This window comes from Curtobacterium sp. 24E2 (assembly GCF_016925595.1).
Taxonomy (GTDB): Bacteria; Actinomycetota; Actinomycetes; order Actinomycetales; family Microbacteriaceae; genus Curtobacterium.
Map to the genome: position 1 here is coordinate 2,207,727 of NZ_CP068987.1, position 21,798 is coordinate 2,229,524.

Annotated in this window: 17 protein-coding genes and 1 pseudogene; 14 read left to right on the forward strand and 4 right to left on the reverse strand. The window is 63.8% G+C overall.

The annotated features are described in order from the left end of the window. Positions 1–8 precede the first annotated feature (8 nt). The 4 genes and pseudogenes from JN350_RS20870 to JN350_RS10930 form a co-directional block, all read left to right on the forward strand. A pseudogene (locus JN350_RS20870) lies at positions 9–1,052 on the forward strand (AMP-binding protein); the annotation flags it as partial. Positions 1,053–1,140: 88 nt separating this feature from the next. After that, positions 1,141–1,545, forward strand: a complete 405-nt coding sequence (locus JN350_RS20875) for an AMP-binding enzyme (RefSeq protein WP_461962894.1) — start codon at positions 1,141–1,143, stop codon at positions 1,543–1,545. Beyond that, positions 1,542–2,540 carry an NAD-dependent epimerase/dehydratase family protein gene (locus tag JN350_RS10925; protein ID WP_205462217.1) on the forward strand — a complete coding sequence of 333 codons (999 nt, stop codon included), beginning with the start codon at positions 1,542–1,544 and terminating at the stop codon, positions 2,538–2,540. The genes JN350_RS20875 and JN350_RS10925 overlap by 4 nt, the downstream gene beginning before the upstream one ends. Before the next feature lie 325 nt (positions 2,541–2,865). Then, on the forward strand, positions 2,866–3,210 hold the full coding sequence (locus JN350_RS10930) for a 4'-phosphopantetheinyl transferase family protein (protein WP_205462218.1): 345 nt from the start codon (positions 2,866–2,868) through the stop codon (positions 3,208–3,210). Positions 3,211–4,202: 992 nt separating this feature from the next. Here JN350_RS10930 and JN350_RS10935 read toward each other — a convergent pair. Then, positions 4,203–4,469, reverse strand: coding sequence for a helix-turn-helix transcriptional regulator (locus JN350_RS10935; RefSeq protein WP_205462219.1), 267 nt, complete (start codon positions 4,467–4,469; stop codon positions 4,203–4,205). Positions 4,470–4,790: 321 nt separating this feature from the next. Between JN350_RS10935 and JN350_RS10940 the strand changes: the two genes are divergently transcribed. The 7 genes from JN350_RS10940 to JN350_RS10965 all read left to right on the forward strand — a co-directional run bounded on the left by JN350_RS10940 (position 4,791) and on the right by JN350_RS10965 (position 13,545). Next, positions 4,791–5,321: a hypothetical protein gene (locus JN350_RS10940; protein WP_205462220.1), complete on the forward strand. Its 531-nt coding sequence runs from the start codon at positions 4,791–4,793 to the stop codon at positions 5,319–5,321. A gap of 450 nt (positions 5,322–5,771) precedes the next feature. After that, complete coding sequence (locus JN350_RS10945) at positions 5,772–7,085, forward strand: ComEC/Rec2 family competence protein (RefSeq protein WP_205462221.1); 1,314 nt, start codon at positions 5,772–5,774, stop codon at positions 7,083–7,085. Then, positions 7,082–8,116 carry a hypothetical protein gene (locus tag JN350_RS10950; RefSeq protein ID WP_205462222.1) on the forward strand — a complete coding sequence of 345 codons (1,035 nt, stop codon included), beginning with the start codon at positions 7,082–7,084 and terminating at the stop codon, positions 8,114–8,116. Before JN350_RS10945 ends, JN350_RS10950 begins: the two co-directional genes overlap by 4 nt. Next, entirely contained in the window at positions 8,062–8,913 is an 852-nt protein-coding gene (locus JN350_RS10955; RefSeq protein WP_205462223.1) for a HesA/MoeB/ThiF family protein, read from the forward strand. Before JN350_RS10950 ends, JN350_RS10955 begins: the two co-directional genes overlap by 55 nt. 1 nt (position 8,914) lies before the next feature. Continuing rightward, the gene (locus tag JN350_RS20880) at positions 8,915–9,550 is read left to right on the forward strand and encodes a Mov34/MPN/PAD-1 family protein (protein WP_461964418.1); all 636 of its coding nucleotides are present in this window, start codon (positions 8,915–8,917) and stop codon (positions 9,548–9,550) included. Beyond that, the gene (locus JN350_RS10960) at positions 9,547–10,620 is read left to right on the forward strand and encodes a patatin-like phospholipase family protein (RefSeq protein ID WP_205462224.1); all 1,074 of its coding nucleotides are present in this window, start codon (positions 9,547–9,549) and stop codon (positions 10,618–10,620) included. Before JN350_RS20880 ends, JN350_RS10960 begins: the two co-directional genes overlap by 4 nt. A gap of 228 nt (positions 10,621–10,848) precedes the next feature. Further along, on the forward strand, positions 10,849–13,545 hold the full coding sequence (locus JN350_RS10965; RefSeq protein ID WP_205462225.1) for a helicase C-terminal domain-containing protein: 2,697 nt from the start codon (positions 10,849–10,851) through the stop codon (positions 13,543–13,545). Between the two features lie 613 nt (positions 13,546–14,158). Here JN350_RS10965 and JN350_RS10970 read toward each other — a convergent pair. Next, entirely contained in the window at positions 14,159–14,872 is a 714-nt protein-coding gene (locus JN350_RS10970; RefSeq protein WP_205462226.1) for a hypothetical protein, read from the reverse strand. 340 nt (positions 14,873–15,212) lie between these two features. Continuing rightward, complete coding sequence (locus tag JN350_RS10975; RefSeq protein ID WP_205462227.1) at positions 15,213–17,786, reverse strand: YobI family P-loop NTPase; 2,574 nt, start codon at positions 17,784–17,786, stop codon at positions 15,213–15,215. A 12-nt stretch (positions 17,787–17,798) separates the two neighbouring features. Here JN350_RS10975 and JN350_RS10980 point away from each other — a divergent pair, with 12 nt between their 5' ends. Next, on the forward strand, positions 17,799–18,389 hold the full coding sequence (locus tag JN350_RS10980) for an MBL fold metallo-hydrolase (protein WP_275897979.1): 591 nt from the start codon (positions 17,799–17,801) through the stop codon (positions 18,387–18,389). 309 nt (positions 18,390–18,698) lie between these two features. Beyond that, complete coding sequence (holA, locus tag JN350_RS10985; RefSeq protein ID WP_205462229.1) at positions 18,699–19,718, forward strand: DNA polymerase III subunit delta; 1,020 nt, start codon at positions 18,699–18,701, stop codon at positions 19,716–19,718. A 234-nt stretch (positions 19,719–19,952) separates the two neighbouring features. Here the strand turns inward: holA and rpsT are convergent, their stop codons facing one another. Beyond that, positions 19,953–20,213 carry a 30S ribosomal protein S20 gene (rpsT, locus tag JN350_RS10990; protein ID WP_111085752.1) on the reverse strand — a complete coding sequence of 87 codons (261 nt, stop codon included), beginning with the start codon at positions 20,211–20,213 and terminating at the stop codon, positions 19,953–19,955. A 200-nt stretch (positions 20,214–20,413) separates the two neighbouring features. Between rpsT and JN350_RS10995 the strand changes: the two genes are divergently transcribed. After that, complete coding sequence (locus tag JN350_RS10995) at positions 20,414–21,586, forward strand: pyridoxal phosphate-dependent aminotransferase (RefSeq protein WP_205462230.1); 1,173 nt, start codon at positions 20,414–20,416, stop codon at positions 21,584–21,586. The last annotated feature ends 212 nt before the right edge of the window (positions 21,587–21,798 follow it).

The window sequence follows — 21,798 nt, forward strand, 5'->3', positions numbered from 1 at the left end:
TTGTCAGCATGTTCGCCGCAGTGGCGGCGAACTCCCCGGAGTCGATAGCTCTGGAGGTCGACGGGAGCGCGACGTCCTATGGCACGCTTGACCAAATGGCGGGCCGCGTGGCCAACCGTCTACAGGAGGCCGGTTGCGTCGCGGGGGATCGGGTCCTGCTCGTAGCAGAACGATCACGCCTGACCTACGCCGCTTACCTCGGAATACTGCGCGCAGGCGCGGCGGTGCTTCCGGTGGGCCCACGCGAAGCAACGAGCAGATTATCGCTCATCGCCGCCGAAAGCGGGTCGAGGTTCATCATCCACTCCTCGGTTCATGAGGCGGCTTCGCTCGAGGGAATTGAGGCGTTTGTTTGGCCCTCTGCCGGACCGGATATTGAGGATCCATCCGATGAGGTGGAGTCTCAATATTGGGCACCCCGAGGAGACGCCGGCGCATACGTTTTGTACACGTCGGGTTCGACGGGGACGCCCAAGGGCGTACCAATCTCACACGAGAACGTCATGGCGTGGCTCCCCGTCCTGGCCGACCAATTCGGTCTCACGGCAAGCAGCAGGGTCTCGTCAGGCATCGAGCTGACATTCGACCCCAGCATTATTACGCTCCTAGGAGCATGGTATGTCGGGGCGACCGCAGTGATTCCGAACCGTAGTGAGGCACTGAGGCCCGCGACTTTCATTCGGGATCACGGGATCACGCACTGGACAGGGGTGCCCTCCTCGATTGATGTGGCCTACGCGTTGAGCGACCTCGAGCCAGATGCCATGCCGTCCCTAGTGACGGCGATCTTCGGAGGGGAGTCTATGTCGGGGCTTCAGGCGCGGCGTTGGCTGCATGCCGCACGCGGCAGTCGTTTGCTCCATGTCTACGGGCCTACCGAGCTGACGGTCTACTGCTCCGCAAACGTCAGCGGCCTCGACGCCCTGGCGCACGTCTCGGATTCAGACATTCTCCCCGTGGGTCTGCCTCTGCCGGGCGTCGAGCACGTCCTGCTCGATGCGAACCTGGCCCCAAGTCGTGAGGGGCAACTGGCCATCCGTGGCCCCCAGCGTTTCGCCGGCTACGTCGACGCCGGCATGAACGAGGGCAGGTTCGCCATGTGGGAGCGGGGGCGCCCTACCGCGGACCTCGTGCGCGGAGTTGGTCCAACGGCACAAGACTGGTTCCTCACGGGGGACGTCATGGAGGAAGCGAACGGGCAACTTCTCTTCCGAGGGCGCGGAGACCAGCAAATCAAGCTTACGTGGGTTCCGGGTCGAACTCGGAGAGGTAGAGGCAAAGGTGGCAGTACTCGAGGGCATCGAGGCTGCCGCGGCAGTTGTCCTCGGCGAGGGGAGCGCCGCTCGTCTCGTCGTGTTCATCGTCGCGCCCGTAGCAGTGTTGAGACGCGACATCGTACGACGCCTTGATGTTTCATTGCCCCACTACATGCTCCCGTCAGACGTCATTCAAATCTCGTCTATTCCCCGGACCGGGAACGGCAAGATTGACAGGCGTGCGTTAGCGCTCCTGGCTGAACAACCAAAGAAAGAAGCAGGGCTATGAAGATTCTTATTCTTGGAGGAAGTGTATTCCTAGGGCGGGCCGTCGCTGAGGCAGCCCTTCGGTCAGGTCACGACGTCTTCGTGCTGAACCGCGGAATCAGCCAACCCAACGTACCCGGCGTTGTAGCCATTGTTGGAGACCGCGACGAAGCAGAGACCTTCGCCCAGGCGCGCGCGGTCGGTCCCTTCGACCTCGTGGTCGACACATCCGGTTTCGAGCCCGAGACCGTCGCCCTCTCGGGGAAGATGCTCGTCGACATTTGCAGCCACTACATATTCATCTCGACCGTGAGTGCGTTCTCTGGCTGGCCGGCGGAACCCGTTACAGAGAGCTCGCCCCTCCTCGCGTTCAGCGAGGAGGAGCGCAGCTACGGTCCCTCGAAGGCGGAATGCGAACGTGTGCTCAAGGCTCAGTTCGGAGACCGTCTCTCCGTGCTGTATCCAGGTGTCCTCATAGGTCCGCATGAGAACGTCGGACGCCTGCCCTGGTGGCTCGCTCGTCATGCTCAGGCAGGGGACATCCTCTATCCCGAGCTGGACGTATCGATCTCACCCGTCGACGTGCGCGATGTTGCAGACTTCGTGCTTGTCCTGGCCAACAAGCCCGCCGTCGGCTCCTATGTCGTCTCAGGGGCGAGCGGCGAAGAGACCCTCGGCCGTCTCCTGCAGATCTGCGCGACCGTCACTGGGGCCGATGTGAAGCCAGTTCGCGTGGCAGACGAGGCGCTTCTTGCAAATGCGGTCGAGCCTTGGACCGACCTACCGTTCTGGGCTCCGCACGGTGTAGGGGCAGACGCCATTTGGTCTACTGACTGTTCCGCCGCGCTCGACGCCGGGTTGCGCCTTCGGCCGCTTCTTGACACTGTCGCGGACACTTGGGCCTGGATGCAGGCGATCGGAGCAGCGTCTGATGTCAGCCAGCTCCCTGCCTTCAAAGAAGGACTGGGACTTTCGACGTATAAGGAACAGCAGCTTCTTGAAGCGCTCCGAGCTTAACTGGCTAGGAGGGTCGGGGGTGATGGCTCTCGTGAACATGGACGAGCATCTTGATCCATCCGCTTTCACCCTCACTTGTGCGGAGGTAGCGCGAAGGTCCGCATTTCGGAGACCAGTTGATGCGCATCGGTTCATTCAACTACGAATCGCTGCCCGGTTGTTCGCAGCGCGAGAGCTCGATCTCGAGGCCCGGAGCCTGACGATTGAGCAGTCCCCGTGTCCCGCCTGCGACAGCCATTATCATGGCCCTCCTCGCCTCGTGTCGAGCGGGCAGACAGTCCCAGTATCTTTCAGTCTGTCTCGAAGTCGGCATTGTGGAGTCGTCTTGCTGAGCAACACTTCGCAGAGTGCGATTGATATCGAGCATGTCCGCTCAGAAGGCGTCAGTGCAATTGAATCTGTTTTGTCCGGCCACGAACGCCGTTCAGTGCGTGACCTCGACGAACGTTCTCGTACGGAGAACCTCTATCGACTGTGGACTGCAAAAGAGGCTGTTCTCAAAGCTATAGGTGTTGGCCTGATCATCGACCCGGCTCTAGTTTCCGCCGTCACACACAGCAGCAACGTGCTTCAGGTGGAGATGCTGGCCGAGGAGTACAGATCTAATTGGGTGGTTCACAGTGAGATTCTACAGGGCAACCTTGCCTTGGCCGTGGCGAGTCCTGCGTAACGTCGCCCGCAGGCACACTCGTGATTCCAAGTCCAGCTCAGCGCGTTGCTGAAACTGGTCATGGGGGCTCGAGACCGAGCGCTCGCGCTGAGGCTCCCCGGGGCTGGTGACGTGCTCGGTTAGCATCGAGGTCGTCAGCTGCTGTCGCGGCTCGCGGACCCTTTGTAGGCAGCGTGCTTGCGGCCGAAGGTTGCTCGGTACGAGTTAGTCGTTGTCAATGGCACGGTCATCTGTCCGTGCCTGGTCAAGCGAACAAGAGGGCGTCTCGGCGATGTGCGGCTGAAGCCGACACGGGTTGGTTGTGCTCTAAGCGCGTTGGACCGGTATGCGGAACCCGGTCAGACGCTGGACTTGTCGAACCTCGAGTACGACGAGGATGAGCAGGGAGCTGTCGCCGCTGCGGCTGCGCAGGCTGCCTGCGGTTTGGGAGTTCCGGGCGCTGCCACCGCAGCGGCGGGGCGGCTTGCGGGCGAAGATGGCCGCAGTCCAGAGAAAGCTTCCGCCGAAGAAGCAAGCACGAAAGCGCCGGACCACGGCATAGCCGAAGCGAATGAGCCACGCGACTAGTGGCCAGGTGTGGGGCGGCGAGGTCCTCCACGTAGCGGCATCCATGGGCCCGTGGCAACCGCAGCATGTTCAGCCGACGGCTGCAGCTTGCAGTGAACCGAGCTGCAAGGGCCAGGACGTTCGAGCCTGACGACCGCCCCTCTTCATTTGGGTTTTTCGCGGAAGGGGGAAAATCAAAGGGATTTCAGGGAAAGCTCAGATGCGAGGGTCGCCGCCGGAGTCGCGGATCCGCACCACCGCGCGGACGAGCGAGACTTGCAAATGACCCTCAACAGTGTGGGAATGCTCAAGGCGAGGCGACAGGTTCATGTCGAGGCGTCCACTCGAGGCCCTAGGTGTCGTTCTCGCTCTTCGATCTACAATGCTCGGCGCGTGTTAGGGTCTCGCGCTGATTGGACATTGTGCACCAAACGTAGGAGCGATGACTAGGAGGGGTCCGTCGGGTCATCGAGGCGCTTACTCAGATCCGAAAGCGGGGTTTCCACCGCTCGCGCGATCGCCCACCAAGCGCTGATCGAACCCCGAACCTCCCCATTGGCGAGTCGGAGAACATCCCTACGGTCGATGCCGCTGCGGCTGGCGACCTCATCGATGGTGATCCCCAGCTGGGCGCGGCGCTCACGGAACGCCGCCTGCATGGCGGCGAGGTTCGGCTGAGGGTGCTGCGTGCCGTTAGCGCTGTCGTTTGCCACGCCAGATTTTGGCGAGAACTACGGTACCCCGTCAGTGACAAAAATGTCACTGGGCGTGTCTTGCGAGGTTCCAGCGAGCAGGGGCTGCTGCTTCGCCGATCGACGAGTGCTGATTGTGAGCGCTATGCTGCTAGCGCTGGTGACATTTGTGCCACTGCGAGTCCAGGGCGGAACGAGGTGTTTATGGGGCCGCGGGAGATCTCACGCCAGAACCTTGCACGCCAACGTCTCGATGCTGCAATTAGCAACTTTGGACTCAGCGCGACAGAGGCGATCGAAGACCTAGCCGCCCTCGTAGAGAACATGCATCTGCCTTCCTCCATGGACGCGGCGACTCGACATCTCATTCTTGAGTGGCTCGGGGCTCAGGATGGGGTTGTGGAGTCTTCGGGGAGGCTTACCCATCGCGATCTGATGCGCGTCATGGTCCGCTCGACAGCGATTGATGCGCTCAACGCTTTGCCGGTTGAACGGGCTGCCAAGGCTCTCCACGTTCCAGCATCGGTCTGTCAGCAGATGATCGACTCGGGACACCTATGGTCCTATAATCTCGGGTCCGGGCCGCGCATTCCGACATGGCAGCTCACCAGGCGTAGCTCGGGTGCCCCAGCCATTCCGATTAGCGAGGCGTTGCCGATCGTGGTTGCCGCGATTCCTGCAGGAGAGTCACCCGCATTCATACGCCATCTTATGAATGTCGAGCACGGCGCACTGCTCGACGGCGACAACCAGCCTGTTACGCCTAGGCGTTGGCTGCTCGCGGGCCTTCCACCGTGGCCGGTTGTCTGTATCCTGCTCTCGGCCACGGGCGGCGACGTTGAAGCCGCGGCGGCATCCTTCATGAAGGAATAATTCGGAAGTCTCGCAGACCACCTCCTGCGCGCGTCGTCGGCTGAGTCAGGGACGTGCGTCTCAGTGGTCAGCTCAGCCAGTCCGGGGAAAGCCGAGGCGCGCCGTTCTCCAGCTATTTGCGCTTGGACGGGGGCGGATGTCTAGACGTAACCGGTCCGATTCATTGGTTAGTGCGTGCGCCGTGTCGCCGACCGAACACCCGTGACAGTCCCATGGTCGGGTCGTGACGCCGACCCGGCTATTCGATGCTGCGGCCCGTCCCACAGACCCGGCGTTCTCACTGGTTCGCTTGACCGGCAACGAAGGCTGCTCCCGGATGTACCGCGGTTCATCACAAATTCCACAGTCGGTAGCCCGCGTGGAAGCGCCCCCAAAATGTCGGTGCCCACAGTTAGCATCGTTGTAAGCCCGGTGTCGCGCCTGACGACCGGCGGCTAGAGAGGCGATCGCATGGTTCAGTCCGACGGGCTCCCTGCCCGCGGTGTGGTGTTCTGGCCGGTCGGCACCGGAGACAGCACGACGGTCGTGGTTGACGACCTCGTGGTGCTGCAGGTCGATCTGCACGACCTGGCGAAGGCCGATGACGAGGCTACGCCTGAGGTCGCGGTGGTCGACCGGCTGATCGAGGCGCTGCCTCTGGTGGAAGGCGTGCCCTACTTGGCGACCTTCGCGCTGACGCACGCCGATAAGGACCACTGTCTGGGGTTCGCGGACCTACTGGACCGGGTCAGAATCGGTGAGCTCTGGTCCACACCTCGGTTGTGGCGCGAGTACAACGACCCTGACGCGCCGGCGCTGTGCGCCGACGCGGTTGCGTTCCGGGAGGAGTCCGAGCGGCGCATCGCGGCAACGATGGATGCGGTGAACGCCGCGGAGGCCCCGGCCAGTGGGGATCGTATCCGGATCATCGGATACGACGACGACCACGGCTCCCACGCCTACGACGAGCTGCCGGATGAGTACCTGGCGTGGCCGGGACGGGCGCTGACGGTGCTGGACGGGTACGAGCGGGCGGGGGTGTTCGAAGCGTTCATCCACGCACCGTTCAAGGACGATGCCGCATCGGCGCGGAACGAGACGTCGCTGTCGATGCAGGTCACCCTGACCGACGAGACCGGTGTCGACGGCAAGGTGCTGTTGTTCGGTGACCTGGCGCACGACACGATCATGAAGATCTTCGACTACAGCGAGTACTACGACCGTGAGCAGTACCTTTCATGGGACTTGCTGCTGGCCCCGCACCACTGCTCCAAGCGCGTGATGTATCAGAAGGACAGCGACGGCTACGAACAGCTTCAACTGGATGTCCTCAACGCGTTCGAGCGCAACGCCCGCCCGAACGGGATTATCGTGTCTAGCAGCGGGGTATTCCCCGACGTGGACGTCGATGGGCACAACCCGCCTCACCGGATGGCGGCAGACCGGTACGCGGAGATCGCGGACGAGGTCATCTGCACCATGTCCTGGGTCGATGAAGCAGCACCGTCCCCGGTCGTGTTCGGCGTTGACGCATCCGGCGCGCGCGTCATCCGCGGCGACCTCGTGCACAGCGCCGCGACCGAGGCCAAAAGTGAACTGGCCGCCTCAGCGACGGGCCGCAGGTTCGCTGCCATCACGGCAGCCGCCGTCGCAGTCGGTAACGCGATCCCCACCGCTGCTGCTGCCGCACCGTCGGGAGCTGGTCCGGAGCGTGTCGATGCGGCGGTCTCGGCCGACCGGGGCGGCAGCAGTGCCCCAGAGACACCGGTCGGGTTCGGTCGTTGAGCACCCTGGCCCACCGGCAGCTCTCCGACCTCGCCGACGTCAGCGGCGGCGCGATCCAGCTCCTGGGGATGGAGCAGGACGACAAGGGCCAAACCACGTTCACCGTTTCGCTTGACACCTCGGGGATCATCACGAGCGGGCCAGGCATCCGAGTACGCGCACGGGAACGATTCGAGATCCTCGTCGGTCCCTCCTTCCCGTTGGCGCACCCGGATGTCTACGTCATGCACCGCCGGTGGGCGGGGACGCCCCACGTGCAGTGGGGACGCCTGCTGTGCCTGTACGCGGCTTCCTCGGTGGAGTGGAACCCGGCGGACGGGATGCGCGGCCTGATCAGTCGGCTCAACCTCTGGTTGCAACGTGCTGCGGTCGGAGAACTTGACCCGGCCGGTCAACCGCTGCACCCGCCGGTCGCGTACAGCTCCTACAAGAACGGCTGGGTCGTGGTTCGACCAGACGTGGGCGAGCTGGCCCCCTGGAGGGATACCGAACCCAACTCAGCGCCGGTACGCCTGCTGTATGCCTGGTGTGCTCACCGACGCGAACGGATCGACGTGTTGGAGTGGCTGACCGGACAACAGGTCTACCAGCGGCTAATGGCTGAGGAACTGCCGGCCCGCGACGAGGCCGGCACAGCGCTGTTCGCCGCCCCACTCATACTCATCAGCGACACCCTCGATATGGAGTACCCCAGCACTGCCGACGCCCTCGCGGGCTCGCTCGAGACCTACGGGTACAGCCGCGAGGAGCTGCTCCGGGCCTTCGTAACCGCCCGCACTATCAACAAAGCAGTCGGTGTCGGGCTCGAAGGGGACAGCGCCGTTCCCGCCATGATGCTGCTTGGCACGCCCGCACGCCGCCTCGACCCCGGACAAGCGCTGGCTCACATCACGGCATGGCATCTGGATGACCTAGGGGGCAGATCACCGATCTTCTCGAGGACGTCAGCCCTGAACACGTCGAACTCACCAAGCGCGTGCGCGATCTCGCGGAGAGCTGGTTGGGCTTCGCCAAAATCCAGTGGATGGTGATCCACGAAGCGCGCCCGGAGGTGACCCGACGCCGCGACTCCGGATCATCCGCCCAGTGGCTCACGGGCCGCAAAGTACTGATCCTGGGCTGCGGTGCTCTCGGCGCGCCGATCGCGGAACACTGCGTCCGCGCTGGAGTCGCTCAGCTGCACGTGGTCGATAAGGGCGCCGTCACGCCCGGAATTCTGGTCCGGCAACCCTACGAGGACGCCGACATCGGCTACAACAAAGCCGAGCGACTTGCGCAGCGACTCTCTCGCATTCGGGGAAACCTCACGGTCACCAGCGCTCGAGGTGACATCGTGACCGGCACGCTCGCCGATCCGGCACCGCTGCTCGGGTACGACCTCATCATCGACGCGACGGCGGACATCGGAGTGCGGGTCGGGATCGAACGCCTACGCGCCGCCGGGCGCGAGGACTGGCCCCCGATCATCAGCGCGCTGTTCGGTCACACCGCGCAGCGAGGCATCGCCACGGTCTCGATGACCGGGGCCACCGGCAGCGGTCACGACATTCTGCGTCGCCTTGCTATCGACACTGTCACCAACCCGCCCCCGGGTGGAGAACGATCACAAAAGACCTGTTCCCGAACCCGCCGCGCACGGACCGGTTCTTCCCTGAACCAGGCTGCTCAGCCCCCACTTTCACCGGCGCCGCAGCCGAGGTCACGGCACTGGCATCCACCCTGTTCTCCAACGCCCTGGCCACCCTGGTCGACGCGGAGGCGGCTCCAATGTCCGCGATTGGCTGCGACCTGGCGCCGACAGCATCAGCTGCCCGACCCGTGCCGTTGACCTGGACGAACGACCACACCCTCACCGACCACACCGCTCAGTACGAAGTGCGCATCAGCGGACGGGCGCTGGCCGAGATGCGCGCCGAGGCGCGCCGAGGACAACGGGTGCGTGGGGCACGCGTCGAGACCGGAGGGATGCTTCTGGGAAGCCTCGACGAGGCCACCCAGACCATCTACATCGACGGCGCGAGCGGCCCTCGCCCGACAGTCACCTGTCGGCGGCGTACTTCGATCACGGCGTCGAAGGCACCCAGGAGATCGTCACAAGCATTCGTGCCGCCACGGTCGACCGGGTCGGATTCGTCGGCATGTGGCACACCCACCCGCATGGGGTCGCCTCACCAAGCAGCACCGACGAGGCCGGAATGGCTGACATCGTCGCGCCAGACGGCACGGGGCGCAGGGCCGTCATGCTCATCCTCGGCGGACACGAAACCTCCTGGCAGGCATGGCTGGGGACAGGCACCCCGCCCGATCTTTACGTGCGTGTGGTCGACCGCACGTCCCAATCCCGACCGGAGGGTCCCCTCGCGCTCCACCTCGTCACGGCCAGCGAGTGGTTCCCGGGCGGCTACGCCTACCCGAGCCACCGAGCCTCCGAGGACGATCACGGGCGCTCGGGAGAGCAACGATGACCGCGAGAATCGGCCTCGCTCTGTCCGGCGGCGGGTTTCGCGCCACAGCCTTTGGCCTCGGGGCGCTGCGAGCCCTCCACGACCGCGACGTCCTAGACAAGGTCAGCGTCGTCTCCGGGATCAGCGGCGGCAGCCTCCTGACCGCCCTGTGGGCCTACGGGCCCCGACGATTCCAAGAATTCGACGACACCGTCACCGCCCTGCTCCGGGGCGGCCTGCAGGACGAACTCCTGCGCCGCGCCGTCGCCCCACACGCCGCCTTGCGCTCAACATTCAGCGCGATGCGAGCCCTCAGCACACGGCATCGGCGCTCTTACTCCCGCACCGACGCGCTGGTCGAGGCACTGGCGGCGCGCCCCTTCGGCGCCATGTCGATGGCCGAGGTCACGCACGCCGGCCTGGACACGATCATCTCCGCCACCGACATGCGCACCGGCAACGCCGTCAGGTTCGGTAGCGCCCTGAGCGCGTCCTCACCCTACGGACGCATCGTCGATGAAGTGCGCGTCGCGGAGGCCGTCGCCGCCTCAGCAGCGTTCCCCGTCCTGCTCCCCGCCCTCCACCGGCACTACGCATTCGAACGGACCGACGGCACCCGCCACAACGCCACGCTCGTCATGACTGACGGTGGCGTCTACGACAACCTGGGCCTTGCGCCACTACTGCCCGGTAGATCCGCCCAGCACAGCCCTCACGTCTACGACCTCGACTACATCATCGCGGTCGACGCTGGTCGAGGACGCGGAGCACGAACGGCCTCGCGCTTTCTTGCCGGGCGACTCGCGCAAAGCTTCGACATCACACACACCAAGTCCCAAGACGCGGCCCGCAGCCGCATCCATCTCGTTGGCGAGCGAGCCGAGGTCACAGGATTCATTCACATCTACCTCGGCATGCAGGATCAGCGGATCCCGACCCCCGTGGCCGACCTCGTCCCGCGCAGCGCCGTGCACGCCTACCCCACCAACTTCGCGGCCATGACTCAAGCAGACCTCCAAGCCCTCGCCCTGAGGGGCGAACAGCTCACCCGCACACTCATCACCGCGTACACGCCGGACCTCGGCTGGTAGCTAATCCCGCTGACGACCCCGCGAACACACCCAGGCTGAGCTAGCGGTGTTGTTCGGCGTCTCCCGCGCCACCATCCACCGCGAGATTCAACGAGGATCAGCACTCACGCCTACCGCGCGACCATCAGTCGATGCGTTGACCGATTGAGACCGCCGGCGTGAGAGGCGTATTGGCCTAGGAGGCGTTTCCGCCGTAAGATTGCGACTCATCCTCAGCTTGGAGTAGACGTGCCACTCGATCTCAGCGCACTCGGCGGCGCCGCCGACGCCGCCGCCACCGTTCCTCGCGATATTTTCGATGCGATCCCTTCGAAGCCGTTTCCGCGGCTGCGCCTCGAACAAGGTGAGGTGCTGAAGGCGTGGTATGAGAATCGGACTCGCCGAGACACGGTCATCAAGCAGAACACCGGAGGTGGGAAGACCACCATCGGGCTACTCATCGCTCAGTCGAGCCTGAATGAGGGCATCGGGCCGGCCGTCTATCTGACACCCGACACGTACCTCGCGGAACAGGTCATGGCCGAGGCTGACTCGCTGCAGATCGCGACGACACAGGATACTCGCGGCGCCGACTTCCTCGCGGGCGAGGCGATCCTGGTGACTACGTTCGCTCGCCTCATCAACGGTCGCAGCACGTTTGGCGTCGCTGGTAGTGGTAGGCCGTCTTTGCCGCTTGGTGCAGTCGTGATCGACGACGCGCACTCCGCACTCGGCATCGCTGAGGCACAGTTCCGGACGACGGTGCCATCAACGCACGTGGCGTTCAAGAAGCTCACGGACTTGTTCGAAGACACGTTGAAGCGACAGAGCCCCTCAGGTTGGCGGGCAATCGACCGGGGGCAGCCGACGGCGCCGGTTCCGGTGCCGTTCTGGAGCTGGCAGTCGAATCAAGAGCAGATCCGCGACATCCTGGGGGAGTACGCGTACGACGACGAGCTGAAGTGGCTGTTCTTCTCTTGGCCGATGGTTGATCAGGTGCTGGAACTCTGTAATGCGACTGTGACTGCCGACAAGTTCGAGATCCGTCCACCGTGCTCTCCAATCGAACTGATCCCGTCCTTCGCTAACGCGAAGCGACGGGTGTACCTCACCGCAACGCTCGCAGATGACGGTGTACTCGTGACGGATCTCGGCGCCGACGCGAGGGACGTCGCAACTCCAGTAACTCCAGAGCGTGCGGCTGATCTCGGAGACCGTCTAATCCTCGCGCCACTGGCGATGAACACCACTCTGGGCGAGGACGCCATCCGTGACCTCGTCGTCGACTTCTCGCACGGGAAGCGTGACTCCAACAGGCCGGCGAATAGCAGCGATCAGCTGAACGCGATCGTGTTGGTGCCCTCCGACGCCCGCGCCAAGCTATGGAGTGCGCACGCGAACCACATCTGGTGGGTGGACGATCTGAAAAAGAACGCGCATCGGCTGCGCGCAGGTGAGTGGTTGGGTGTCGTCGTCCTCGTCAACAAGTACGACGGCGTTGACCTGCCCGGTTCAGCCTGTCGTCTGCTGGTCATCGACGGTGTTCCGTTCCCCCTGACTCCGGGCGAATCGCGAGAAGCAGCTGCGCTGGCCGGAACGGACACGTTCGCCGCACGACAGACGCAGCGCATTGAGCAGGGTATGGGCCGCGGAATTCGTGACGCCGAAGATCACTGCGCGGTGCTGCTCATGGGCAGCGACCTGGCGATGTCCGTCCGCGCAGTGAAACAACGCAAGCACTACTCGCCGGCAACCGAGGAGCAGATCAAACTCAGTATGCGGGTCGCCGCGCAGATCCAGGGCGAAGGGATGCAGAGCCTGCGGGATGCGCTCGACATGTTCCTTCGACGCGATCGGAAGTGGCTCGCGCTATCGACCCGGGCTACCGCGGGTGCTGAGTACAACAAGACGGGGCTCATCGGCTCTGAGTCGGTCGCAAGTCGCAAAGCCTTCGACCTCGCGCGTGCCGGCCAGCCAGCGCAAGCCGCACAGGTGCTCCTCGACGGGACTCGCACCCTCCAGCCTTACGAGCAGGGCTGGTACCAGGAGCAGGCTGCCGCATATGCCAATCTTTACGACGCGGACCGCGCTCAAGCCATTCTGAAAGATGCTCGCCTCGCCAATAGTACTGTCGTGAAGCCACTCACCGCCGACCCGATTCGACCCCTTCGCGCAACAGCAATCCAGGCCGACGCGGCTTCGCAGTTTCTCACTCAGACGTACGACTCTGGGGTGGAACTCGAACTTGGCATCACGAAGATCCTAGATCGCATGAGTTATGACAAGGACCGAACCGACGACGCCGAGACAGCGTTTGAGCAACTCGGCGCACACCTCGGGTTCAGCGCCGAGCGCCCGGATAAGCTTTACGGCACAGGACCGGACGTGCTCTGGGCGATCAACGATGACAAGCACCTTCTGCTCGAACTCAAGACTGGTGTCACTCGTGAGGACGTCCGGATCATCAAGCACGAACTGGACCAAGCGTCCGGTCATGTGAGCTGGCATGAGAAGAACTACGGCGCGTCAACAACCGGTATCGCGGTGCTGGTGCATCCGTCGCACCATCACACCACGAACGGCACGCCGCCGAGCGGGACAAAGGTGATCGACCTAGACACCTTGCAGTCGATCAAGAATCGCGTTCTCGCGTTCGCGCGCGCTATCCAAGCGCACGGGGGATGGATGGTGCCCGACACGGTCCGAACCCTGCTCTTGCAACACCGACTCAACGGAGCCGACGCGTTGCTGCTCGCTGCCCCCGCCCCCGAGCCAGCTGCGCATTTCGTGCAAAATCCGCTCACCGTCGCTCCGACGAACGCGACGTCGGCCCGGCTTGAAGATTCCGATGCAGCGAACGACGAGTCCGCAGAGACACAACCACCCGTCGAGCCGCTGGCGCAGCGGTGGGGGACAGGCGGCGACGGGCGAACGGCGCCCGAATGACCTGAGAGCATCCATCGCGTCGTAGTTCATTGACTGCGATGGGGTCGCGCAACTGCCGTGGTGATCAACCAGATGGTCCACTTCCATCGTGTACGGGCGAAGGCGCGCGGCTCCGCCGGTCGGATGCACAGTCGCGGCACGGATCTGGTCTGACCTTGCATCTGATTCCTGCACTCAGTCTTGGATGCAGTCCGTAGACCTGGACGGTCAGCCACTCCAGTACAGGTTGCCGACAACACAGTTCCCGGACAGGCGATGCTGCTCCAGCAGCGCTTCGAGGCTCCAAACGGTCTCGGAGAGGTTAAGACCGAGGTCGCGGATGGCGAGCCCAAGGGAATCAAAGCCTCTCGCTGTCAACTCCCCTTTTGCAACGGGCCTGCTCCGCGATCTGAACGCAGGCGTTAACGCCCGCTTGCAGTCGGAACCTCTGAAGTAACGAATCACCGGAGCGGCGGCAATTGGAAGAGGTGCGTATCGATACGCCCAGTGGCGTTGACTTCACTGCGCAAGGGTGCGGGCTTCTGATCAATATCCCGTTTCGACTAGTGACCGAACCATACATGAAGACCACCCTGGAATGCCTTCCAAGAGGTCACAAAGCCGCCAGTTGCTTTCAGTCGCACCAAGACAGAGATGACGGCGGGGTGGTCGGGCAAGGTCGCCCTGCCGCGGGGGCTCGATAGCTTTCTGAACTCTGAATCCATCCGGTCGGTAACGGTATGAATCTCACTCGCTTCAAGGTCTTGAGCGACTCGAGCGAGCAAGATCGCAACATCGACCGGGGTGCCGCCGACGCGATCCACGCAAGCGCCGAAACGCTGAGCTTGATTTCAGCCACCTCGACGCATCTGGCTGTCGCGCTTTTGAGCACTGATCCATCGTTGATTCCCCAGGAGGGAAGCAGGTCGACTGTCGCTGCAATGTCGGAACTTCCCATGTCGGCGCTGCTCAGAATTGCTGCGACGCCGTCGCTCGGCAACGCGATCCCAATGCGAGCGGCTATCGCGGCCCAATCCTCCGAGACCGAAACAAAATCTGCCAAAGCGGAGGGGCCCAGTGCAACGGCTTGTCTGGCGGTCGCCGCGTCGTCTTCCACAACTCCGATCTCAACTAGCCCACCAAGAACGTCGGCAACTTCGACAGCAGCTGCTGAAAGCGTGACACCGCTGGATTTCAGGAGGTAAACCCGTGATTCAACAGAAATGCGTTCATCGTTTGCTATGAGGATCGCCAGAGATGTGTCAGGCTCCTCTTGCGAGCCTATAAATCTTTGTTCCTCCTCAAGGAATGGGAGTACTTCTGCTGGGATGGTATCGGCATCTGCCACTAGTGCTCGCAGATTAGCCTGAGTGAGAGCCACGCGTCCGCGAGAAAAAGCGGCAGCCGAGCGAGTTGCTTGACCCCCGAGAGGTTTTGGATCCTAACGGTATTATCGGATGCTTCCACAAGAAGGGAAATTGCGTCTGGCGCAGCCTTGGCAACCTCGTTCACGACCATGACGGTGGACTCGTCATCTATCAACGCTGCGCCGTCCGAACTCTCACGCTGCTTGAGAAGATCAGTAACGTAAGGAAGAATGTGCTTATACGTCGTCGAGAAGTTCTGTCGCAGCGCGTTGAGTGATTGCAGTTGCTCCGAGCTGGTCGCGATCAGAACGTTATCGCGTGTTATCGCGTATCTTCCAGATCGGACGAAAGCTTTTTCATTGCGGGAGCCACCGTAGACAGGCGTTTCACGCGTGCGTCGAATCGCTCGTAGTGCTTCGACACGGTTGTCGCGACAGAATCGTCGTTCATACTCAAGACAGGTAACGCATCAGCGAGGCCTCGAAAAAGTGCAGAACCGCCTTCGCTCACTTCAAATGGAATTGGAGACTGCAAAGCTTCTGAGAGTAGCTCGGCGGCACGAACAGTCTGCAGACCGTCCTCGTCGGCAAGAAATTCGACCGCGTAAGCCCAACTCCTACCCACAGCACGCCACAATTGGAGCGGAACTTCTGATCGAACGTAGATGCTCAGGAAGCTCAAAGAGACCTGATCGGATCCGATGATGCGATTGGCGAGTAGTTTCAGGCCTTTCTCAGAGTGTTCGGTCAGATAGTTGACAATATCAAGATTCAAGGCTGAGTCTTCGCGGAAGAAAGGCTCGCCTCGCTCCGAAATGATCGTTCCGATGTCTTCGGTTCGCGAGAACTTGTGCTGAAAGTCTGGTTTGTTGCGTTGCACGTTCCGAATCACGAAACTCAAGCCGTCTGGCGACAGTGTTGTGCCGTAGTACTGAGCTGTGTAGATTGTATAATTCTGATCAAGATGACCGGCACTGATCATCGCGATCCACAGATCAGCGTGTGGCCCGAGTAGCGCTGCGGCGATTTCTCTGGCGTCCTTCCTCCCTGCCGTTGTGTTGAGGATCGTCGCTGAACGGATGTACGTCGCGAAGTTGCCGTTCGTCAGTATGGCTCGCTCGTTCTGCCGACGCCTAATTCGATCGTTGATGGCACGCTCGCCGTCTTTCGCCGCCGTCGATTGCTTAAGAGGGCCGCCAGCGAGAGTCTCCAATTGGCTTTTGCTCAACGTCATGTTTCCGAACGTTGCTTCATCAGCTTCCAGAAGAGCTCGCGTCAAAGCCTCACGTTGATCCGGATTTGCGGAAAAGACCTCGGAGTCGACTCGGAAGGAGGAAAGATAACTGGCGCCCCTGGACGCAAAGGTGACAGCATCGACTCTGGACAGTAGGTCGTCGATTCGTTGGCGGAGCTGAGGGCTGTTCAAGGCGGCGCTCTTGCGGTCTTTTTGAGCCTCGGTAATTTCGACGTCTATCTCACGAATTCGCGCGATCGCCAGTGCCTCAAGCTGATCCTGCAAGTAGTCGAGATTGCTGCCACCGGAGCGGATTTCTTCAAAGTCCTTAGGTGCAAGATTCTTGTAGGTCACCATCACGAAAAGCGCTTCAGGCGTGAGGTCTAGCAGAGTGCCGCCCCTGAGTAACACTTTAGCAAAAATGCGGTACTCATTAACAATATTGCGAAGCAAGCGCATATCGGAAATATGTTCGCCAATTGCTGCAACGACAGATGAATCTGGTGTGTGCTCTAGGCCCGATAGCTCCTCTGCAAGAAGATCCCGCGCCGTTTTGTAAGTAATGAAGGGAACCAAAGGCACAATCGCGTCAAAGAACTTTGTTCGGCTGCCCAACGTGTCAACTGCAATCCGACCGCCGCGAGACGCTTGTGAAGACCCAAAAATGCTATCTCGCACCGCGTAGACAAAGTAGATTGGTCGGCCAACTTGAGCAGCGTTGTTGAGGATAACGTTCAGATTCCGCAAAGATTCGAATATATGTGTGTCGTCGAATCGATCGATGTCTTCGAAAATCACAACATCTGTCGGCGATTCTTCGAAGTAGTAAACTATCTCGTCTAGATATTCGTCAAAGTAGTATGTGTTTCGGCCTTCTAGTGTAATAGCTGCCGGACCTGCCGTTACTGACTGGATCGAAAACCTTCGCTTGAGGGCGCCAAAGATCGAGAAGCTGGCCGCACTCAGTGCGAAAGCCGCCACAAGAATTAACGCCCAGCTTGCGCGCATGTTGCCGTGTGTGAACGTCTTTGCGACTAGTTCTGTAAGTCCCGTCAGCCCGGCGACTGCGACCCATGCCGTCGCGGCGCCCACGCCAACCGCTATGTCAGGGCCGTTGCCCTGCCGGTAGATCCGACTATATCGGCTGTCTGGGAAGTCAGCTGGCTGACCGCGATAAAGGAGCTGCTTAATGACTTCTTTCTGAATGAAGTTCGTAGTCGGCAGAGGGCGGCCGTCTCGATCGGCTGCGACGTCCAATTCTGGGTCGATGCTGCTAAGGCTCGACAGCGAAATGTTGATCGCTCTCGTCTTAAGTTCTCTTTGGAACTGAAGGAGGACACTGCTTTTCCCGCTTCCGTACGGCCCGGAAACCGCGACGTTACGCACGCTCGACTTGGTCGAGTGCTCGGAGTCGACCAAATCGAGAAGTGTTTCAACGGTGTCGCCGTGTGCTTCTTGGTCGTAAATAGGTGTCAACGGGCGCACGCCGAGTGGGCCAACACCCTGCGGCGCATTACGGACGGTTGTCTCCTCCTCGCGGTTTTGCGGGGCTGATGAAACTTGTCCAGTCGCTGTCGCCGCGCCGGGCGTTGGGGTCGGGCCGGGCTCATCCGAGGGAGACGCGTTCGTTGTCTCCACCTGGAGTTCGTCGCCATGAGTCATCCTCGAAGCGTAATGGGAGGAGCGGGTTTGGTGGCCGACCCGTCGGTCGTCTTGTCGACGCGGGTGCACAACAGGGGTGTACTGACTACTGAAGACGTCGGACAGGGTGACGCCGTGCTGGTCCGTGGCGGCGACAGCACGGCGCTGATCGACACCGGGGACGACCCGGACCGTCTCCGGGTCTGCCTCGACCTGCTGCGGGTCCGGCGGATCGACCTGCTCGTCCTCACGCACTTCGACCGCGACCACGTGGGGGCGGTCGACGAGGTCGCGGGCATCGTCGACACGGCGCTCGTCGGACCCGTCGGCCGTGCGTCGGACAGCCGCGTCGTGCAGGACCTGCAGCGCGGTGGCGTCGACGTCCGGCAGGCCGACGACCGGGTGTCCGGCGTGCTCGGGCCGCTCGGTTGGCGCGTGGTGTGGCCGCGCGCGGGCAGCGCGGATGCCGGCAACGACGCGAGCATCGTGCTCGTGACCGAACCGCCGCCCGGTGACGGCTGCCCCACGTGCCTGTCCGGGATGTTCCTGGGCGACCTGGGGAGACCGCGCAGCGTCGGGTCCGCTCCGGCGGTGCGCTCCCCGACGGACCCGTCGACGTCGTGAAGGTCTCGCACCACGGCTCGGGCGACCAGGACCCGAAGCTGTACCGGCAGCTCGCGGCCCGCGTCGGACTCGTCGGCGTCGGCGCGGACAACACCTACGGCCACCCGACACGCTCGGCGTTGTCGATGCTCGCATCGTCCGGGACCGCCGCGTACCGGACCGACGAACTCGGCACCGTCGTGGTGCGTCGGGCGGCCACCCACGACCTGCGGGTGTGGACGGAGCACACACCGTCGGCGGCCGCCCGTAGGATCGTCGGAGCACTCGTCGCACCGGCACCGTCCGGGTCGGCACCACCGGAAGGACCGCATGCCCGCCAAGAAGCCCGCACGCGCCGCAGCGAAGATCGGCCAGGTCCCCTGGTCGGGGATCCGCCCGGCCCCGGTCGTGCTCGTCACCGGGCCCGAGGCATTCCTGGCCGACCGGGCCAGCAGCGTGCTCAAGGACCTGCTCGTGGGCGAGGACCCGGCGCTCGAGGTGCACGACCTCGAGGCCGACCAGTACGCTCCCGGGCTGCTCGCGACCCTCGCCAGCCCGTCGTTGTTCGGCGAGCCGCGACTCGTGCGGGTCACCAACGTCGAGAAGTGCACCGACGCCTTCATCACCGAGACCATCTCGTACCTGCAGGCCCCGGCCGACGACGTCACCCTGGTGCTCCGGCACGGCGGCGGGGTGCGTGGCAAGAAGCTGCTCGACACGATCCGCAGCGGGGTCGGCGGTGGGGTCGAGGTCCTGTGCGACGAGCTCAAGCGCGAGACCGACCGCATCGACTTCGTGAACGCCGAGTTCCGCGCCGCCCGTCGCAAGATCGCGCCGTCGGCGGTCCGCACCCTCGTGGTCGCCTTCGCGGACGACCTCGCCGAGCTCGCCGCCGCGTGCCGGCAGCTCCTGGCGGACGAAGCGCAGGAGATCACCGACAAGGTCGTCGACAAGTACTACGGCGGTCGCGTCGAGACGAACGCGTTCAAGGTGGCCGACATCGCCCTGGCCGGACGGTCCGCTCCGGCGATCGTCGAGTTGCGGCACGCGCTGGCGACGGGCGAAGCCCCGGTGCCGATCGTCGCGGCGTTCGCGAGCAAGATCCGCACGATGGCGAAGGTCAGCGCCTTCCGCGGGCCGAGCGGCCAGGCAGCGTCGGCGCTCGGCATGGCCCCGTGGCAGGTGCAGCGCGCGCAGCGTGACGTCGCCTCGTGGAGTGAGACCGGTCTTGCGAACGCGATCACGAGCATCGCCGAGGCGGACACCGCGGTGAAGGGCGGCTCGCGCGATGCGCACTACGCACTCGAGGTCATGGTCCGCACCATCGCCCGACGCGGCGAGGCGCGCTGAGGCGACCCGCGCCTCCTGGCCGTCGAGCGGTCGTCGCGCGCCCACACCCGCGCACGTGGTGAGCAGAAATGGTCGAGTGCCAACCTGCCACCCGACCATTTCTGCTCACGAAGCGTGCGGCTGCCACGCCCGCCGCACCCGCCACGCCCGACCGCCCCACCCCGCACGCCACACCCGCACACGACGAAGGCCCCACACCGAACGGTGCGGGGCCTTCGTGCTGCGCTCAGGAGATCAGAGCGACGCAACCTTCTTCGCGATGGCCGACTTGCGGTTCGCGGCCTGGTTGCGGTGGATGACACCCTTGCTCACGGCCTTGTCGAGCTTCTTCGACGCGGTGGCCAGGGCGGCAACGGCCTTGTCCTTGTCGCCAGCGGCAACGGCGTCGTTGGTGTGACGGATGAACGTCTTGAGCTCCGACTTGTAGGCCTTGTTGCGCTCGGTGGCCTTGAGGTTGGTCTTGATGCGCTTGATCTGCGACTTGATGTTCGCCATGTGTAGCTCCTGCTTCGTCTCGTACGGGTGGGCGCGACCGCGGGGTAGAGGGGCCCTCGGTCGCATCGCGTTCCACCCGTGGGCGGGGAACGCGCAAGCCAGCCACCAACATTACCAGGCGAACGGCCCGCCACCAAAGCACGAAACACCGCCGGATCGGCGTGATCTCGCGGCAACATGCACCGGATACGGTGACGGGCATGCCATCCCTCGCGCCTCGGATCGACACCGTGCCCGCCTCCGGCATCCGGAGGGTCTTCGAGCAGGCAGCGCTGCTGCAGTCCGCCGGCACCGCGGTCACGATGCTCGTGATCGGCGAACCGGACGTGGCCGTGGCCGTGGCGCCGCACATCGGTGACGCGGCCCGTCGCGCGTGGGCCGAGGACCGCACCGACTACACGCCGAACGGCGGGATCGCGCCCCTGCGCGAGGTGATCCGCGACAAGCTCCGCCGCGAGAACCGCATCGAGGCCGACCTCGAACAGATCTGGATGACGATCGGTGCGACGCAGGCCCTGTTCCAGGCGATGACGCTGACGCTGAGCCCCGGGGACGAGGTCCTGGTGCCGGACCCCGGCTACACGACCTTCACGATGAACGCGCACATCCTCGGGGCCACGCCGGTGCCGTACCGGCTCGAACCGCAGCACGGGTTCGAACCAGACCTCGAAGCGCTCGAGGCGAGCGTCACCGAGCGCACCCGCGTGCTCGTGGTGAACTCGCCGTCGAACCCGCTCGGCTCGGTGTTCGGCGAGGACACCCTCCGCGCGCTGCTCGCCTTCGCGAAGCGGCACGACCTGTGGGTGATCAGCGACGAGGTCTACGAGTACTTCACCTACGGCACCCGCCACGTCAGCCTGGCTGCGCTCGACGAGGACGACCGGGTGTTCTCCGCGTTCTCGCTGAGCAAGACCTACGCCATGACGGGTGTCCGGGTCGGGTACCTCGTCACGCCGAAGGGCCTCGGGCCGACGATGCGCACCACGCAGGAGGCGATGATCAGCTGCGTCGCCGAACCCGACCAGTACGCGGCGCTGGCGGCGATCGTGGGGGACCACTCCGCGGTGCGCGACGCCCGCGAGCACTACCGCGCGAACCTCGAGGTGGCGAAGGAGGTCCTCGACGCCGCAGGGATCCGGTACCGCGACCCGCGCGGCGCCTTCTACCTCTGGGTCGACGTGTCGCACGCCTCGGACGGCGACGTCGCGACGTGGGCGCTCGGTCTCCTGCAGCGCGAGGCCGTCGCGGTCGCGCCCGGCAGCGCGTTCGGCCGCACCGGCGAGGGCTGGATCCGCGTCTGCTTGGCCGCCACCCCCGACGACCTGCGGCGCGGCCTGGGTGCGCTGCCGGCGCCGGCACGCGCCGCCGTCTGACGGGCGATCGCGGCCAGGAGGCCCGGTGCCGGTCGGCGCGACAGCGCACGGTGCGCAGTCCTCCACCTGGTGCGAGGATGCTCGCCCCGTGCCGCGCAGCATCCGGTCACGGGGCGGTCAACCGCGCACGGGCCCGCCGACCTCGCACCGTGCGGGGCCGGCACACCGGCGCGAGGGCGCACCAAGCGCGCACCGCACGTCGCGCAGCCGCG

Bases quoted from the DNA above. Each gene is read 5' to 3' on its own strand.
- JN350_RS10960 (WP_205462224.1), top strand. From the start codon at position 9,547: ATGACCGCGAGAATCGGCCTCGCTCTGTCCGGCGGCGGGTTTCGCGCC.
- JN350_RS10975 (WP_205462227.1), bottom strand. From the start codon at position 17,786: ATGACTCATGGCGACGAACTCCAGGTGGAGACAACGAACGCGTCTCCC.
- holA (WP_205462229.1), top strand. From the start codon at position 18,699: ATGCCCGCCAAGAAGCCCGCACGCGCCGCAGCGAAGATCGGCCAGGTC.
- JN350_RS10980 (WP_275897979.1), top strand. From the start codon at position 17,799: ATGGGAGGAGCGGGTTTGGTGGCCGACCCGTCGGTCGTCTTGTCGACG.
- JN350_RS10995 (WP_205462230.1), top strand. From the start codon at position 20,414: ATGCCATCCCTCGCGCCTCGGATCGACACCGTGCCCGCCTCCGGCATC.
- rpsT (WP_111085752.1), bottom strand. From the start codon at position 20,213: ATGGCGAACATCAAGTCGCAGATCAAGCGCATCAAGACCAACCTCAAG.
- JN350_RS10925 (WP_205462217.1), top strand. From the start codon at position 1,542: ATGAAGATTCTTATTCTTGGAGGAAGTGTATTCCTAGGGCGGGCCGTC.
- JN350_RS10945 (WP_205462221.1), top strand. From the start codon at position 5,772: ATGGTTCAGTCCGACGGGCTCCCTGCCCGCGGTGTGGTGTTCTGGCCG.
- JN350_RS10940 (WP_205462220.1), top strand. From the start codon at position 4,791: ATGGACGCGGCGACTCGACATCTCATTCTTGAGTGGCTCGGGGCTCAG.